The 16,391-nt window shown below is 53.3% G+C and carries 16 protein-coding genes; 14 read left to right on the forward strand and 2 right to left on the reverse strand.

Annotation, left to right across the window (positions count from 1 at the left end; translation table 11 throughout):
• Position 1 precedes the first annotated feature (1 nt).
• The 9 genes from VGN67_RS07125 to VGN67_RS07165 all read left to right on the forward strand — a co-directional run bounded on the left by VGN67_RS07125 (position 2) and on the right by VGN67_RS07165 (position 6,183).
• Positions 2-427, forward strand: a complete 426-nt coding sequence (locus VGN67_RS07125; RefSeq protein ID WP_327486104.1) for a PqqD family protein — start codon at positions 2-4, stop codon at positions 425-427.
• A complete protein-coding gene (locus VGN67_RS07130; RefSeq protein ID WP_327486105.1) occupies positions 424-1,476 on the forward strand; it encodes a hypothetical protein in 1,053 nt (350 codons plus the stop codon). The genes VGN67_RS07125 and VGN67_RS07130 overlap by 4 nt, the downstream gene beginning before the upstream one ends.
• The gene (locus VGN67_RS07135) at positions 1,451-2,197 is read left to right on the forward strand and encodes a glycosyltransferase family A protein (RefSeq protein ID WP_327486106.1); all 747 of its coding nucleotides are present in this window, start codon (positions 1,451-1,453) and stop codon (positions 2,195-2,197) included. Before VGN67_RS07130 ends, VGN67_RS07135 begins: the two co-directional genes overlap by 26 nt.
• A gap of 15 nt (positions 2,198-2,212) precedes the next feature.
• The gene (locus VGN67_RS07140; protein WP_327486107.1) at positions 2,213-2,953 is read left to right on the forward strand and encodes a glycosyltransferase family A protein; all 741 of its coding nucleotides are present in this window, start codon (positions 2,213-2,215) and stop codon (positions 2,951-2,953) included.
• Positions 2,950-3,624, forward strand: coding sequence for a glycosyltransferase family A protein (locus tag VGN67_RS07145; protein ID WP_327486108.1), 675 nt, complete (start codon positions 2,950-2,952; stop codon positions 3,622-3,624). The genes VGN67_RS07140 and VGN67_RS07145 overlap by 4 nt, the downstream gene beginning before the upstream one ends.
• Positions 3,617-4,741 carry a nucleotidyltransferase family protein gene (locus VGN67_RS07150; protein WP_327486109.1) on the forward strand — a complete coding sequence of 375 codons (1,125 nt, stop codon included), beginning with the start codon at positions 3,617-3,619 and terminating at the stop codon, positions 4,739-4,741. Before VGN67_RS07145 ends, VGN67_RS07150 begins: the two co-directional genes overlap by 8 nt.
• Before the next feature lie 3 nt (positions 4,742-4,744).
• On the forward strand, positions 4,745-5,542 hold the full coding sequence (locus VGN67_RS07155) for a lipid II flippase family protein (RefSeq protein ID WP_327486110.1): 798 nt from the start codon (positions 4,745-4,747) through the stop codon (positions 5,540-5,542).
• A gap of 163 nt (positions 5,543-5,705) precedes the next feature.
• Positions 5,706-5,834, forward strand: a complete 129-nt coding sequence (locus VGN67_RS07160; protein ID WP_327486111.1) for a hypothetical protein — start codon at positions 5,706-5,708, stop codon at positions 5,832-5,834.
• 52 nt (positions 5,835-5,886) lie between these two features.
• Positions 5,887-6,183: a hypothetical protein gene (locus tag VGN67_RS07165; protein WP_327486112.1), complete on the forward strand. Its 297-nt coding sequence runs from the start codon at positions 5,887-5,889 to the stop codon at positions 6,181-6,183.
• Positions 6,184-6,245: 62 nt separating this feature from the next.
• Here the strand turns inward: VGN67_RS07165 and VGN67_RS07170 are convergent, their stop codons facing one another.
• Positions 6,246-7,445, reverse strand: a complete 1,200-nt coding sequence (locus VGN67_RS07170) for a hypothetical protein (RefSeq protein ID WP_327486113.1) — start codon at positions 7,443-7,445, stop codon at positions 6,246-6,248.
• Between the two features lie 408 nt (positions 7,446-7,853).
• On the opposite strand from VGN67_RS07170, the gene VGN67_RS07175 reads away from it, so the two are divergent.
• Together VGN67_RS07175 and VGN67_RS07180 are read left to right on the forward strand one after the other, a co-directional pair.
• Positions 7,854-9,044: a DUF1624 domain-containing protein gene (locus VGN67_RS07175; RefSeq protein WP_327486114.1), complete on the forward strand. Its 1,191-nt coding sequence runs from the start codon at positions 7,854-7,856 to the stop codon at positions 9,042-9,044.
• A 154-nt stretch (positions 9,045-9,198) separates the two neighbouring features.
• Positions 9,199-10,116: an alpha/beta hydrolase gene (locus VGN67_RS07180; RefSeq protein WP_327486115.1), complete on the forward strand. Its 918-nt coding sequence runs from the start codon at positions 9,199-9,201 to the stop codon at positions 10,114-10,116.
• 20 nt (positions 10,117-10,136) lie between these two features.
• Here VGN67_RS07180 and VGN67_RS07185 read toward each other — a convergent pair whose 3' ends face one another.
• A complete protein-coding gene (locus VGN67_RS07185; protein WP_327486116.1) occupies positions 10,137-11,513 on the reverse strand; it encodes an FAD-binding oxidoreductase in 1,377 nt (458 codons plus the stop codon).
• 309 nt (positions 11,514-11,822) lie between these two features.
• Between VGN67_RS07185 and VGN67_RS07190 the strand changes: the two genes are divergently transcribed.
• Genes VGN67_RS07190 through VGN67_RS07200 form a run of 3 tightly spaced genes read left to right on the forward strand, consistent with a single transcriptional unit; the run spans position 11,823 to position 16,378 of the window.
• Positions 11,823-13,064, forward strand: coding sequence for a mandelate racemase/muconate lactonizing enzyme family protein (locus VGN67_RS07190; protein WP_327486117.1), 1,242 nt, complete (start codon positions 11,823-11,825; stop codon positions 13,062-13,064).
• Between the two features lie 53 nt (positions 13,065-13,117).
• Entirely contained in the window at positions 13,118-14,101 is a 984-nt protein-coding gene (locus tag VGN67_RS07195) for a hypothetical protein (protein WP_327486118.1), read from the forward strand.
• A gap of 15 nt (positions 14,102-14,116) precedes the next feature.
• Entirely contained in the window at positions 14,117-16,378 is a 2,262-nt protein-coding gene (locus VGN67_RS07200) for a PQQ-binding-like beta-propeller repeat protein (protein WP_327486120.1), read from the forward strand.
• The last annotated feature ends 13 nt before the right edge of the window (positions 16,379-16,391 follow it).

Consider the following 16,391-nt stretch of genomic DNA (forward strand, 5'->3'; position numbering starts at 1 on the left):
TATGTCAAGCCAAACCTATAAACTCGCCGGTGCTGGTGTTGCCAGTGAGCACTTTGAAGAAGAAGTAATCTTGATCAACCTACCCCGCGGCAACTATTATAGTCTTCGTTTTACCGGCTTTGAGCTTTGGAATCAACTCCTGAAAGGAGCGAATGTAACCCAGCTTGCTGTTTTTTTGTCCGGGCGTTATGGCCTGGATGAAGCCTCTGCCTTGCAGGATACCCAGCAGTTTATTGACCAGTTGCTGACCGAAGGATTGGTTGTACCTGCGGAGTCGGCTCCTGAAGCTGCCCCGGAAGAAACAGTACCAGCCGGAGTACCTTACTCTGTTCCCGCCCTGGAAGTATACTCCGACATGCAGGACCTTCTGTTGCTCGATCCCGTTCATGATGTTGATTCAGAGCAAGGCTGGCCCATCAAAAAATGAGTTGTGAACAATTCAGCGATGAACTGTTTGCGGACTGTCGTTCGAGAAAATCCGTAAAGCGGTATTTTTCATTCGGGCCGCACCGGGTAACCCTTTGTTTTCAGGGGGCTGAGGGGTTGCGTACTTTTTTTACCAAAGCCATTGCTCATCTGGAACAGGAGGCAGGACCGGCGGCACTAACCGTTTGGGTACTGGATCGTGCTTCTTCCGGAATCATGCTACCGCAACCGGCCTGGGACTGGAACCAAATGGACGGGTACGGTACCATCGCACCCTTTCCGACTGAACGGTACTACGCCAATTTTCAACAGGCTTCCAACACCTTTACGCTACTGGACCGGAACACCAGCCAGGCGGTAATCTGGATGAATGACGTTAATGCCCTGCCGGAGTGGGAGCGGAGCTTTCCGTTGCGGTCGGTGCTGTACGAATGGCTCCGGGAAAGTAGCAGTCTTTTCCTTCATGCAGGCGCTGTGGGTACGGACACGGGCGGCGTACTCCTGACCGGCCGGGGCGGCTCGGGCAAATCTACCTCCACACTGGCCTGTCTGGGAAGTGATTTGAAGTACATAGGCGATGATTTTGTGATGGTCAATACCGAATCACTGGATGCGTACAGCCTGTACAACGTCGCCAAGCTGGAATGGGATCAGCTACTCCGCTTCCCGACGCTGGAACCACTGATATATAACACCTCCGCCCGGCCCCACGAGAAAGCCCAGCTATTTGTCTGGGACCATTATCCCGACAAAGTAAGCCAGAGCATTCCGCTGAAAGCTATTCTGCTGCCACGTTTTACCGGGCTAACGGACACGACCATAGAGCCAGCCACCGGGGCGGAAGTACTGCGGGCGCTGGTGCCTTCTACGCTGGCGCTGCTGAAAGCTCCACCTGCCTATTTGACAAAGATCAGGATGCTAATACAACAGCTACCCTGCTACTGGCTCCTGACCGGCACGGACCTGGGGCAGATACCGCAGACAATACAGAAATTATTGACGGAACTTCAAACGGTTGAAATTGTTGGAGAAGCACTACCCGCTTGTTAGCATTATTATTCCCTTATACAATGCCGGACGTTACCTGGAAGCGGCGCTTGAGAGTATTGTCCGGCAAACGTATTCCAACTGGGAGCTAATTGTGGTTAACGATGGCGCTACGGACCAGCCGGAGCGGGTACTTGACCTGTTTCCGGTACATCAGTATATCTGTCAGCCTAACCAGGGACCGTCCAGTGCGCGAAACCGGGGCTTGGAAGTTGCCCGGGGCGAATTCATTGCTTTTCTGGATGCCGATGACCGCTGGCCCTACCAAAAGCTGGAAACCCAACTGCGGAGCTTTGAATTAGATACAACCCTACAGGCCGTAACCGGACTGGTGGAGTTCGTTTTTTCGGAAACCGATCCCCAGGCCCGACGGTACCAGTTCAGGTACGAACAGAACCGCGCCATCCATGCGCATCTGGGGGCTGGCTTATTTCGGCGGTCGGCTTTTGAACAGGTCGGATATTTTAATGAATCCCTGCGCTTTAGTGAGGATATTGACTGGTTTAACCGGGCCAAAGAAGGTAACCTCCGCCTCAAAGTACTCGAAGAAGTAGGCCTGTACCTGACTATTCATCAGAATAGCCTTACCTACGGAGCCACCATTGCCGACAATGGCACCTTTCAGGCCCTGAAACTCGCGCTGGATCGAAGACGAAGTCAACAGATCCAGCAGGTACCTCAACTGTCTGATTATATTGATAAAAAGTCAGAGCTTAACCAATAAAAACGCCCCTCCCTCATGTACATGCCCACGAGTACTGCCACAATAAGTGTCATAATTCCCGCCTTTAATGGAAGCGCGTTCATTGAACGAGCCCTGGAAAGCATATTGAGGCAAAGCCATATCCCGACAGAAATCCTGGTGGTTGATGACGGCTCCACCGACAATACCCCTGAAATAGTAGCCCGCTTTGGATCGAGAGTTCGATACCTGCTCAAAGCCAACGGTGGAGTAGCCTCGGCCCGAAACGAGGGCATCCGGCAAACTTCGGGTGAATACATTGCTTTCCTGGACCAGGACGACTACTGGCCCGACGATATGCTGGAGAAAACACTGGCCCGGTTTGAGAAGGAGCCCCAGTGGCAGGTGGTGATGGGATTATCAAAAGTGGTATTTGAGGAAGGAGCCATTCGGGAGAGGTTTGCGGTAGGGGAAGAGCAATTGACCGCACCATTTATTCTGGTAAGTTCAGCTTTATTCAGGCGGACGGCTTTTGAACTGGTGGGTTTATTCAATGAAGAACTACATGCGGCTAATGACTTGGACTGGTTCAATCGGATCCGTGAGGACAAAGTACCTCTGGTAGTATTGCCCACAATTTCACTCTACTATAGTCGGCATAGTACGAATGCTTCCAATGACACCGAATGGCTGCGTATGGAAATGATGAAAGCCCTGAAATTTTCGCTGGACCGACGGCGGATCCGTCCTGAAGTAGAAGCCATACCAACCCTAAACTCGTATAGTGTAAAGCCATGATTAGTGTTATTATTCCGGTATATAATGCGGAACGGTACGTAGCCGAAACCCTCGAATCAGTACTGGAACAAAGCCTTAAGCCGGCAGAAATTATTGTCATTAACGACGGCTCAACGGATAACACCCTGGAGGTACTTAAAAAGTATTCGCCTTATGTCCGGCTGGTTTCGCGGGAAAACCGGGGAGCGTCGGCCACCCTGAACGAAAGCCTCGGCCTGGCCTCGCAGCCGCTAATCGCATTTCTGGATGCCGATGATATCTGGACGCCTGATAAACTGGAAAGGCAAAAGCAGCACCTGGATCAGAACCCCCAACTGGAAGGATGTTTTGGGTACATGCAACCTTTCGTAAGCCCCGAATTACCCGAACCGGAGAAACAGCAGATCCTGTGCCCGGCAGAACCCCTGCCGGGTGTGGTGGCAAAGTCAACGCTGATGGTCAGGAGGGAGGTATTTGTTAGAGTAGGATTATTCAGTACAGAATTTCAGGTGGATTTTCCGGAATGGATTATCCGGGCGCGGGAAGCGGGTTTCCGGTATGAACTACTGCCGGAAGTCGTGTTGTATCGTCGCCTTCACCGGACTGGGCTAAGCTCGCATTCCAGCTATAAAAGTGATATGAGTCGTATTTTAAAAGCATCGCTGGATCGAAAAAGGACCCTCAATGGCTAAGTTGAATTTTGATATAACACCCGCCCAGCTATTACTGCTCAAAGCGGCCGTTTTTCCGGCGGAGAAGGCAGCCGGTTATTGGCAGCAATGGAAAGCCTGCCATCAGCTTACGGATTCGGATCTTTTGCAGGACAAAGAAATCCTGTCCCGGATATTTGATCCGCTCGATCGGGGGTCGCACCGGCTGATGCCCCTGGTGTACCGCAATCTGGAAAAATCCGGCGACCCGATTATAAAACGGATGCGGGGCATGTACCGGCATTCCTGGATGCGTAATCAACAACACCTGTACCGGATTAAGGAAATAACCCGGCTGCTACACGAAGCCGGTATTGAAACCATGCTGATCAAGGGCCTGGCCATGAGCCTGCTTTACTACCGGGACCTGGGTGTACGGTACATGAATGACATAGATCTGCTGGTACCTTTTGAAAAACACGAAGAAGCGCTTAAGGTACTGCTGACCTCGAAGCTAAACTTAAAGATTGGTGCTTTTGATTATTACATGAAGCCGTACTACCACGCTTCTCACCTGTACTCGGAAGATGGCTACGATTTGGACCTGCACCACCATTTGCTGATGTATAACCGTAATAAAACAGCAGATGTACCTTTCTGGCAAAATAGCCTCTCCCTTGACCCGGAATATGGCATTCCCTCCTCGGTACTTTCACCAACGCACCAGCTTTTTCACAATTTAATTCACGGCAATTTTCCCGATTTTGACTCACCCATGCGCTGGGTGGCCGATTGTTATGTAATTTATACCCAACACGCCATAGATTGGGAAGAAGTATTACAACTGGCGGTGGACCTCCGACTGGTATGGCCGGTGAGGGAAGGGCTACGGCTCCTAACCAGGGAGTTTGACCTGGTACTGCCGGAAGCGGTTCAGCACCGGCTTCAATCGCTCGAAATGGAAACCAGTGAAGCCGTGTACCGGCGATTCCTGTACGATACTTTTCATAAACGGAAGGACGTCCGCAAGTACTACAACCGCTCCCGCTTCGAGTACGAGCTGTATTTTAAAGACTATACGCAGCAGTCTTTTTTAAAGTGGTTTGTACGAAAGACCGTTGCCCGTACGCAGGCTTTACTATTTGCACCAGGCATGTAAGTCATGAGCACCCAACTCGCCACCGTACTGGCCCTTACGTTTGTGATTCATCTGATCGCGACCTTCTCCCTTTCGGTCCGGGTGGTGGGGCTGCGTACGCAGCGTTTTGCCGTATCGTTCTCTATTTTCAATATTATGATGCTGGTTTCCAGAATTTCCAACAGCCTGCAGGCGCCCCTGCTGGCCAAAGGCATTGAAACCAACATCCAGCTTGGCATTAAAGCCGATACCGCCTCTTTTCACTGGATTATTGGTTCGGCAATGCTGGCTACCTTGTTGGGCGGGTTAGGTTTGCCTACCTTTCAGCGCCTGCTGGGCATAGCCGTTGATAATTACTACAAGTACCAGTCCATGCCGGTCCTGATTTTCAAAACCTTTTCCTTTACGACGGTACGGGACGTGCGGGACAATCTGAAGCTACCGGACTGGCACTATCTGGATTATTTGCCGGAGTTCCGGGACTTTCCCAAATCGGTTTTTATACTTAATATCCTGGCTAATGCTATCCTGACCCTGGGGGTACTGTCTTCCATGTACGCCTGCTACCTCAACCCCGACCTACGCGCTACTTCTTCTACCCTGGCGGGGGTTATCAACGGCATAGCGGTGGTACTTACACTGGTATTTATCGAGCCAAGAATTTCCCTTCTTTGTGATGAGGTAGTTGGCAAAAGGTACAGCGAAGCCCGCTACCGGCGGTACCTGATGTTTATCTGGATGGCCCGCCTACTGGGTACTGTGGTGGCCCATTTCCTCCTTATCCCCTTTGCCTACCTGGTTGTTTTTATTGCCGAATGGTAAGGTACCTCCCTTCCAAAAATCCTGACAAAAGTCATTTCCTGCTCCCCATGGGGGTCATGCCTGGTGCGGGGAAACCGCTGCAATTTTGAGCCGTAAATAAACGAGCGGGCCGACCGGTACTTCATCAGCAACGGGCGGCCTGTTTTTTCCGGCAAACAACCCAATGAAAGAAAGTACCCAAACACCTGAGCCCGCGGTTCAGGACCTCCATACCTGCTACTACTGCGGCGAAGAGTGCCGCGACGAAATCATCCAGCACGACGATCACGAGTTCTGCTGCGAGGGCTGTTAACTGGTGTATGATGTACTTAGGGAGAATGACCTTTGTCAGTATTATACCTTAGATGATGCCAGTATCCGACGATATAAACAATTTCTCACCCGCCTGCGACGCCATCATTGAGGGCGAGCGACTGGCACTGCTCCCCCGGTACATTCGCCTGGCGCGGGCCGGACAACTCATCGTAAAACTGAGCTTCGCGCTGTCACTGGTCTACAACCTGGTGGGGCTTTCCTTTGCCGTAGCCGGTGAGCTGACGCCCGTGGTAGCGGCTATCCTGATGCCCATCAGTTCCATTACCATTGTGCTGTTTACAACGGTATCAACCAACCTGGCCGCCCGACGCTGTATGGAGCGGTAGGGGCTGTCACCTTGCGGGAATCATTCAAAAGCGGTGGGGCGTAGCCCGGCCGCTTCTGGTACTTACAGCGTTTGGATAACCTGACTAAACTCTTTGAAAGAAAACAGCGACCAGGGAATTTGCATAATGTACATGACTATGTAGTGGGTGGGAATCAGCAGGCAGACCACCAAGACCAGCATCATTATCTGTTTTTTTCGGTTCACGAAATGCTTGCCGGTTATAATAGCGGTAATAAGCAGGAGCGGAAACGCGTAGGCGAGGCTGCGGGAAATATCAAAAACACAGTAGGCAATGATAATATGGACAAAAGTACCTAACAGCAGCAGGCTGGCCAATAGTCTGTTTTTTGCTTCCAGAAGTACCCATATCGCCAGCACGAAAGGAATCCAAAGTCCTTCAAAAGTAAACGGGATGCCAATAAGCCGGTGTTTCAGCTGGTAAGGCAAAAACGATAGGCTGACGCCCGCTTCCAGGCCCGAGGGGGTTTTCAGGCCGTAAACGGTGGTCAGTATCAACCGGCCCAGCCCGTAGGTTATCCCTACCAGCAGTACAACGGCAGAAGTCTGGGAAAAGGGGCGCTGGCGCAGCAGGTCCTGAATAGTAGAAATTTCAAACTTACACTCCCGCAGGCGGTGAAACAGATATACACTCGCCAGCGCTATCACGGCCCGTTCGTCGGTCCAGCAGGCTAGCAGCAGGGCGCTGAATACCAGCCACCGGGGGCGCAGGACCATACCCGCCAGCAGGAAAAAATACGCGTAGCCATCAAACCAGCACTCGTAGTCCCAGAAGAAAGCCTTTCCTACGTAAGTAGCCGAGCAGGCCCCCACCAGCAGCACCGTACTGACCGAGTCCATGTACCGGTTGAACAGCCGGATGAGCATGAGCAGAAAGGGGATCAGTAGGAGGGATTGCAGCAAAAACACCAGCACCAGGTCTTTGCCGGTAACCGTAAAGCCAATGTTCATCAGCCTGGCCAGCAGGGGTACCGTGAGCCGGAAGGCAATTTTTGAACCGTGGGTTTTTTCGTCAAAAGAAACCGGCGAGAGGGGCGAAGCTACCTTGTCAAAAAAATAGGAAAAGGTAGTTCGGGGAGCGGGCTCTACCAGTATGTCCAGGTAATGCGGGTAGGTAGTCAGAAACACCAGGCCGAACAGGACCAGCGATAGCTTCAGCTGCCAGTAGCGGGTCTGGGTGAAGTTTTCGATGATGTTGAAAAAATAGTTATCCGTGGAGAGGCGGGAAACGTAAAAGGACATAAAGTACTGCTTTTTGAGAACAGGGGTTTTGGTCAGATTGTTGTCAGAAAAATGCTATTAAAACTGTACCACCCAGCAATAATATTCCCTGACGCTACGATAATTTGAATGTCCTGGTGGTTGATTTTATCGGATTTTTCTTACTCATCTCCTTACTATAGGTCTTTTTAAGGATTCCGGTAACGCTTTGTTAAATTTATAAAAATATTTTTAATTGGTTGGTCATTAGGTAGTTATTAAATAGTAATAACTTTATTAGTACTTTGGGGAAAATTCAGTAGTCGCGCCGCCCGCGTACCGGGCCTGAGGAAAAATTTTGGAAATGGATCAATAAAAAAATCAGGAACCCGCCAGGGACCCGCACTTAAGTAAGCAGCTAACTCAACCCCCTTTTAGACTCCTGTACCCATGACTCAATTGGTTTCACTTGCGCCGCCCCAGACCCTCGCCCGGGTAGGGAGTATTGATGTACTTCGTGGTATAGTTATGGTTATTATGGCTCTGGACCATACCCGGGACTTCCTCCACGTCAATGCTTTATACTACGATGCCACCAACCTGGCTACTACTACCCCGCCGCTGTTCTTTACCCGCTGGATTACGCACTACTGCGCCCCCATATTTGTGTTTCTGGCGGGTACGTCCGCGTACCTGTCCGGTCGGCGTAAAACGCCCCGTCAACTTGCCGGCTTTCTGCTGACCAGAGGTTTATGGCTTATTTTTCTCGAAGTAAGCATTATCAACTTTACTTTTTGGTTCGATGTTACTTTTTCCCTGCTGATGCTTCAGGTCATTTGGGCGATCGGGTTCGGAATGGTAGTACTCAGCGGGCTTGTATTGTTGCCGTGGCCTGCCCTGCTGGCCATCGGGCTGGGCATTATCCTGGGTCATAATGCTTTTGATACCGTTACATTTACCGAAGGTACTGCGGCGTACGTTATCTGGTCTTTGCTGCATCAGTCCAATTCCATTCCCCTGAGTTCCACCCGGACCCTATTCGTATTGTACCCGGCTTTGCCCTGGCTGGGCGTGATAGTAACCGGCTACTGTTTCGGCAGGCTGTACGGTTCTGACTATACGTCCGGGCAACGGAAAAGAATTCTTGCAGCGTTGGGAAGCGCGGGCGTGGCAGGCTTTGTCCTGCTCAGGTACCTGAATGGCTACGGCGATGCCAGCCCCTGGGCCTTTCAGCAAAATGGTCTCTTTACCTTCATGTCATTTCTCAATACCACCAAGTACCCTCCCTCGTTGCTGTACCTGCTCATGACGCTGGGGCCGGGGCTGCTGCTGCTTTATGTCCTGGAGGGCAGGCAGGCCCGGTGGATGAATTTTGTGCGGGTATACGGCCAGGTACCTTTGTTTTACTACCTGTTTCACTTTTTGCTGATTCATATCATTTCAGTGATCAGTACCCTGGTATCGGGTTTCGCCTGGGAGCAGATTAATTTTCAGAGCGGCGGTATACCGCCGGAGCAGGGGTACAGCCTGGGTGTGGTGTACCTGTTCTGGCTGGGGATTGTCTTGTTTTTTTATCCTCTTTGCCTTTGGTATGCGCGGTTTAAGGCGGGCCGTAGCAGTCGGCTTTGGAGTTACCTGTAAGGTACTCGTTTAGCTGTTTGTATGTTGGAAAACGGGATAGTAAATCTTATGATTGAAAGTTTTCTTTCCCATACCGGCTCATCCCCAAATGTAGAGCTGGCGGCGGCTTGGTGACAATTTGTAATTCAAATAAAATCCTCGTAGTATAGAGGGCATGAAGCACCTCCTACTGCTCTTTTTGTTGCTTACTGCCGCCAGGGCAGGCCTGGCTCAGAAAGTAGATTCCGTCCGTTATGACCACGGCTATTTGTACGTCAAAGAGTTCGGCCAGGGCGAACCTATCATCATGCTTTCCGGCGGGCCGGGGCTATCCGCGGCCAATCAGGAAGCGGTGGCGCAGGCACTTGGCAAGCAGTACCGCTGCATCCTGCTCGACCAGCGGGGTACGGGGCGGTCGGTGCCGGATTCACTTACTACGGCCACCATTAATCTGCGGGAATCCCTCTCGGACCTGAACCGGCTGCTGGACCATCTGCGGCTGAAGAGTGCCTTGTTCTACGGCTATTCGTGGGGAGGTACCCTGGCGCTGGCCTACGCCACCAGCTATCCCGACCGGGTCAAGGCGCTGCTGCTGGTAGGGCCCGGCATTATCTGCCACGACCCCCGGTACTTTCGCATCATGGAAGATAATCAGACCGTACGGCTGGGTATGTCCGAAAGAAACCAGAGAGACTCGCTGCTGACCCGGGCCGCTCAAAAAGGCATGACGGCTGGCATGGAAAAGGAATTGCTCCGGCTGAATATTCTGTCCAATATTTATGATAAAAACAGGGTGGACGAAATAGCGCAGGAAGTAACAAGGAGTACTTTCAACGCCAGGGTTCAGGAACTGATGCTGTTTGACCTGGCCCGCACAGGCTTTGACCTGACCGACAAGCTCCCCCGGCTCCCCCCCAAGGTAGCCATCATCACCGGCCGACAGGACCCGCTGGCTTTTTTGTCCGAAAACACCCAGCATCTCCTTCCGAAGTCAGCCATAGTCTGGCTGGATAAGTGCGGCCACTTCCCCATGTTTGAGCAGCCCCGGGCTTTTTATCTGGCTCTGGAAAGCGCGGTAAAAGAATTGCTTTAGCAGGAAATCCCTTACTTCCACTACGGCAGCAGCTTCCCCGGATTCATCCGGTTGTCCGGGTCAATGGCTTTTTTTATGGCCCGCATTACGTCAAGTGCCTCCTTATGCTCGAGTGGCATGTAGGGTAGTTTACCCATGCCGATGCCGTGTTCGCCCGAGCAGGTACCTTCCAGCGCCAGCGCTCTAAGTACCAGCCGTTCGTTCAGGGCTTTCGCCTTTTCAAATCCTTCGGGGTCGTCCGGGTGAATGAGCAGGGTGAGGTGAAAATTGCCGTCGCCCACGTGCCCGACCAGCGGAGCCAGCAGCCCCGTTTCCTCCGCGTCGGCCAGGGTTTCGTGAATACACTGCGTCAGGCGCGAGATGGGAACGCAGACGTCGGTACCCATGAGCCGCGAGCCGGGTACGAGGGCCAGGGCCGCGGGAGCGGCGTCGATGCGGGCGCGCCAGAGGCGGGTGCGGGTAGCTTCGTCGCTGGCCCACAGAAAATCCGCCGCCCCGTTTTCGGCAGCGTACTGCTGTACCTTTCGGACCTGCTCTTCCACTTCGCCCTCCGAACCGTGAAATTCCAGAAATAGGGTAGGTTGCTCTACGTAATTCAGGTCCGAGTATTGGTTTACGGCCCGCATCATAACGGTATCCAGCAGCTCCACCTTCGCAATGGGTATCCCTTTCTGGATGGTGGTAATGGCCGTGTTAACGGCGGCTTCCACGGTGGGGAAGGCACAAACCGCCGCCCGAATGGCCTCCGGGTAAGGGTGCAGGCGCAGGGTGAGCTCAGTTATGACGCCTAAGGTACCTTCTGACCCTACAAAAAGCCGGGTAAGGTCGTAGCCGGTCGAAGACTTCCGGGCTTTGCTGCCGGTCCGGATAATCTGCCCGTCCGGCAGTACAACGGTCAGCGCCAGTACATTGTCTTTCATAGTACCGTAGCGCACGGCGTTGGTGCCGGAGGCCCGGGTACTGGCCATGCCGCCCAGCGTAGCGTTGACACCGGGGCCAATCGGAAAAAAGAAACCGCTGCCTTCCAGGAGTTCGTCCAGCTGATTCCGTGTCACGCCCGCCTGTACGGTTACGTACATATCGGGGTAGCTGACCTCCACGACCTGATGCATCTGCCGCAAATCTATGCAAACCCCGCCCCGCAGGGCCACTACCTGTCCCTCCACCGAAGTACCCGCCCCGAACGGGACGACAGGTACCTGATGCCGGGCGCAGATGGCTACTACCGCCGCTACCTCTTCGGTCGAATGGGGATAAACGACCAGGTCGGGCGGCTGGCAGGCGTGGTGGCTGTAGCCAACGCCGTGTTCCCGGCACAGGGCCTCGTCCTGTGTTACCCGCTCGCCCAGCAGGTCATACAATTCATCAGCAAGGGGTTGGAAAGGTTGTCGGGACATGCCTGGGACGGGTAGTTAGTTAGAATAGCGAATATAGTAGGTGAATGAAAAAGGAGGGGTATTCATACTAAGATTCTACTTTGTCATAAGAGAGTAGAGCAATAAGTAAGGAGGAAAGTTCCAGGTTTTGATGAGTACAGGAAAGCGTTTGGCTTTTCCTTCATTACGTTTTTTATTTAAAGCTATTTAGAAGATACAAAGCATATACGGGTAGTAGTTCAGCGGTTTAACCGGCTTTACATGTAATATCCTACACCGGTTGCAGTTCAGGCGAGAATTTCTTTACCTAACATTATTTTCCAACCACCCATGCAGAGAAGAAATTTCCTTAAGTCCGCCTTTCTGGGATCGGCGGCTGCGCTTTCCGGTCTCCCTTTGTACCAGACCGAGGCGGCTTCCAAGCTAAAAATCACCAAAATCCGCTACTACGCCGCGCCGGGCTATAATAAGCCGCTGTTCAATCAGGCGCGGGGCATTGTGGAAATTGAGACCGATGGGGGCATTATCGGGATAGGCGAGGGGGGCTCAAAGGATATGATTGAACAGTGTGCCCAGATGATGATCGGGGAAGACCCTTTCCGAATCGAGCACCTGTGGCAGTACGTGTACCGCGGTATGTTCTACCCGCCCGGTCGCGAGAAGCTGCACGCGTTGGGGGCGCTGGAAATGGCCCTGTGGGATATCAAGGGCAAGGCGCTGAACGTACCTGTTTACGAGCTGCTGGGCGGTGCCACCCGCGACTACGTGGAGTGCTATGCCACGGGCTTCCGGGCTTCCAAAGCAAAAACCGAAGAGGAACGCGCCCGCGACTGCATTGAGGCGGGGCTGCGGTCCTACCGCATCGGCCCCACCGGCGGCAACGGCGACCAGCCTTTTGATTTTTATGAAAATGTAAAAAAGACCATCGAGTACTGTAAACGCATTGACGAGGCAGTGGGCGGCGGTGGCAAATGGGCCATTGACCTCCATACCCGTTTTGACCTGACCGACGGCTTAAAGATTTGTACGGCTCTCGAAAATCTTGAACCCTACTTTGTCGAGGACATAGTGCGGTCCGAAAACCCGGGCGTGTACAAAACGGTACGTGCCATGACCAAGGTACCTATTGCCGTGGGTGAACAGTTTGGCGACCGCTGGGACACCAACGAGCTGATCGAAGACCGTTTGATTGACTATACCCGCTTTACCCTGCCCAATACCGGCGGCATTGCCGAATTCAAGAAACTGGCCGCCATTGCCGAAACGCACTACGTAGGGATGATTCCCCACTTTACCGGGCCGCTTTCGACCGCCGCGCTGGTACACGTACTGGGGTCGAGCAGCCCCATGCGCTGCCTGATGGAACTGGGAGGTGGCGAGCCCGAGCGGCCACCTTACTTCAACGAGGACTTTGTAAATTTCAAAAACGGCAAACTGTACCTTAACGACAGTCCGGGGCTGGGGGTGAAGTTTGACCCTAAAAAGGCCACGTTTGTGATGGAGGTAAAGGAAAAGACCAAGTTCCCCCACCCGTACCTGAAAGCTCCCGACGGTTCCATTCACAACTGGTAAGTACCAGGAACGCTGCGTGGCTGCTTTACGTCCTGAACCTGATTTTTAAAAATATGATGAAACTGAAAGTACTACTGGCCGGGATACTGGCAAGCCTAAGCCTGGGAATGGCACCCCCGGCTGATTTTCCGACGGCACGGATCACGAACGGACTCATTACGGCCGAGCTGCACCTGCCCGATGCCGAAAAGGGCTACTACCGGGGTACCCGGTTCGATTGGTCGGGCGTGATGCCTAACCTGGAATATGGGGGCCACAGGTACTTTGACGTCTGGAACCCGCTGCCTTACGACCCAAAACTACACGACGCCATAACCGGCCCCGTCGAAGAGTTTGTTGGGGTAGGGTACCAGGAGGCCGCGCCCGGAGAAGCTTTTGTGAAAATAGGGGTTGGTGCCCTGATCAAGCCCGACGACAAGCCCTATACTTTTGCCAGAAACTATGAAGTGAAGAACCCAGGAGAATGGAAGGTGAAAAAGAAAAAGGATCGGGTGGAGTTTACCCATAAGCTTACTGACGAGACGGGCTACGGCTATGAGTACCATAAAACGGTACGTCTGGTAAAAGGAAAACCCGAGCTGGTATTGGAACACAGCCTGAAAAACACCGGTACCAAAACCATTGAAACAAGTACCTATAATCATAATTTTTTCGTCATCGACGGTGAGCCGACCGGCCCCAATATCCTGACCGAACTACCCTTTGAGGCCAGCGCGGAGGGCCGGGGCTTTGGTACCATTGCTGAGATTAAAGACCGCACCATCCGCTACAACCGTACCCTCAATAAAGGGGAAAATGTATTTAGTGCCGGTGTTCAGGGATTTGGTACTACCGCCCGGGATTATGATTTTACCATTAAAAACCTGAAAAGCGGAGCCGGAGTACGTATCCGGGGCGATAAACCCCTGGAAAAATTGGTGTACTGGTCCAATCCGGCAACTTCCTGCCCGGAACCCTACATCCGCTTATCCGTTAAGCCGGGCGAAACGATTAGATGGAATATCAATTACGAATTTATGGTTGGTACTGCCGACTAATGCTTTAGTAGGAAGATGGAAAAAAAGCTATCCAAAAACTACCCCTGGAAGTACCTGCTCGCCGGACTGAGCCTGCTGAGCCTTTGCGGAGCGGCATACTACCAGAAGAAAGAAAGGAGAGAGATAGCCCGGCCCGTTCAAAGCGGAGTTAAAGAGAATAATGTAGATTGGCCTGCCTACGGCGGTGACGCGGCCGGAAGCCGTTACTCGGCCTTATCCCAAATCAACCTGCAGAATGTAAAGAACCTGCAGCTGGCCTGGACCTACGATACCGGCGAAAACAAACCCGGCGACCCCCGGCAGATGGGAATGCAGTGCCAGCCCATTGTCGTCCACGGAATCATGTACGGTACCACACCCCAGCTCAAAGCCTTCGCCGTAGACGCCGCCACGGGCCGGGAGCTCTGGAAATTTGACCCCTTTGCTTCCCCCTTTGCCAAACCTACCTACCATCCGGTTCGGGGCGTAGTGTACTGGGAAGACGGAGACGACCAGCGTATCCTGCACGCGGTGGGACCCACGCTTTATGCCATCAATGCCCGGACCGGTGAACTGATAAAAAGCTTTGGGAATAACGGAGGCGTGGACCTGCACGCCGGCCTGGGTGATGAAGCCACCCTGGGGTACGACGTCAATCCCTACAACATCCGCTCTACCACGCCGGGGGTCATTTACAGGAACCTTATCATTATGGGTTCGTCCCTTTCCGAAGGAGGCGACGCGCTGCCGGGCCACATCCGGGCCTTTGACGTGCGTACGGGTCGCCTGGCCTGGGTATTCCGGACAATACCGTTGCCGGGCGAATACGGCTACGAAACCTGGGAGCCTGATTCCTACAAAAAATTGGGTGGAGCCAACTGCTGGGCCGGAATGGTCGTGGATGAAAAGCGGGGGATGGTATTTATGGGAACGGGCTCGCCGTCGGTAGACTTTTACGGAGGTGTCCGCAAGGGGAGCAACCTCTTCGCCAACTGCGTCATTGCCCTGGATGCCCGGACGGGCCAGCGGAAGTGGCACTTCCAGACCGTCCACCACGACCTCTGGGACCGCGATATACCCTGTCCGCCCAATTTAATTACGGTAAAGCACAAGGGGAAAATAGTGGAGGCCGTGGCCCAGGCCACCAAAGACGGATATATTTTCGTCTTTGACCGGGATACCGGCACCCCTCTTTTTCCGGTTAAGGAAGTACCTGTACCCAACGAACCCGCCCTGCCCGGTGAGGAGCTCTGGCCTACGCAGCCGGTACCTACCAAACCAGCGCCCTTTGCCAACCAGAAGATTACCAAAGCCGACCTGACCACCCGCACCCCCCAAGCCTACACCTACGTACTGGACCGCTTTGAGCACGGCCGCAGCGGCCCCAAAAATATTCCGCCCAACCTGGAAGGTACCCTCATGTACGGCATGGGCGGAGGAGCCGAGTGGGGCGGCGCAGCCGCCGACCCCAAAGGTATTATGTACGTGAATAGCAATAACATGCTCTGGTGGCTCAAGATGCGGGATACGCGGGAAGCGAAAGACGGAAAGGCGCTGACGAAAGGGGGATTCCTGTTCAATGCCAACTGCGCCGCCTGCCACGCCCTGGACGCCAAAGAACCCGTTGTAGCCAGCAACCAAAGCTATCCGGTACTCAAAGACGTGGGCAAGCGGCTGTCGCGGCAGGAGATTTCGGCCATTCTGGAAACGGGACGGGGTCGGATGCCTCAATTTCGACACCTCTCCAAAGACGACCGTACCGCACTGGTGAATTTCCTGCTGAATACGGAGCCTCCTACCCCAACTAACCCGGAAGATGTCCACCACGTAGCCGCGGTCAAAACGGAAAAAGATAAGCTATTCCCGTACGCCCCACCTTACATCAACAACGGCAACGTGCAGTTTATGGACAACGAAGGGTACCCGGCCATAAAACCACCCTGGGGTACCCTTAACGCGGTGGACCTCAATATGGGCAATTACCTGTGGCAGGTACCCCTGGGCGAGTACCCTGAGCTACTCAAAAAAGGAATGCCGCCCACAGGTACTGAAAACCACGGCGGACCCGTGGTAACGGCGGGTGGGCTGCTTTTTATTGCCGCCACCCGCGACGAAAAATTACGCGCTTTTGATGCCAAAACCGGTAAGGTGGTGTGGGAGTACCAGCTACCCGCCGGGGGCTTTGCCACGCCCATAACGTACATGGTAAACGGAAAGCAGTACATTGCCATAGCTGCCGGGGGCAACCGGCAGGGACTGAAAGCGGGAGGTACTTACGTAGCTTTTGCACTGCCGTAGACTAGGGCTTGCG

This window comes from Telluribacter sp. (assembly GCF_035998675.1).
Taxonomy (GTDB): domain Bacteria; phylum Bacteroidota; class Bacteroidia; order Cytophagales; family Spirosomataceae; genus Telluribacter.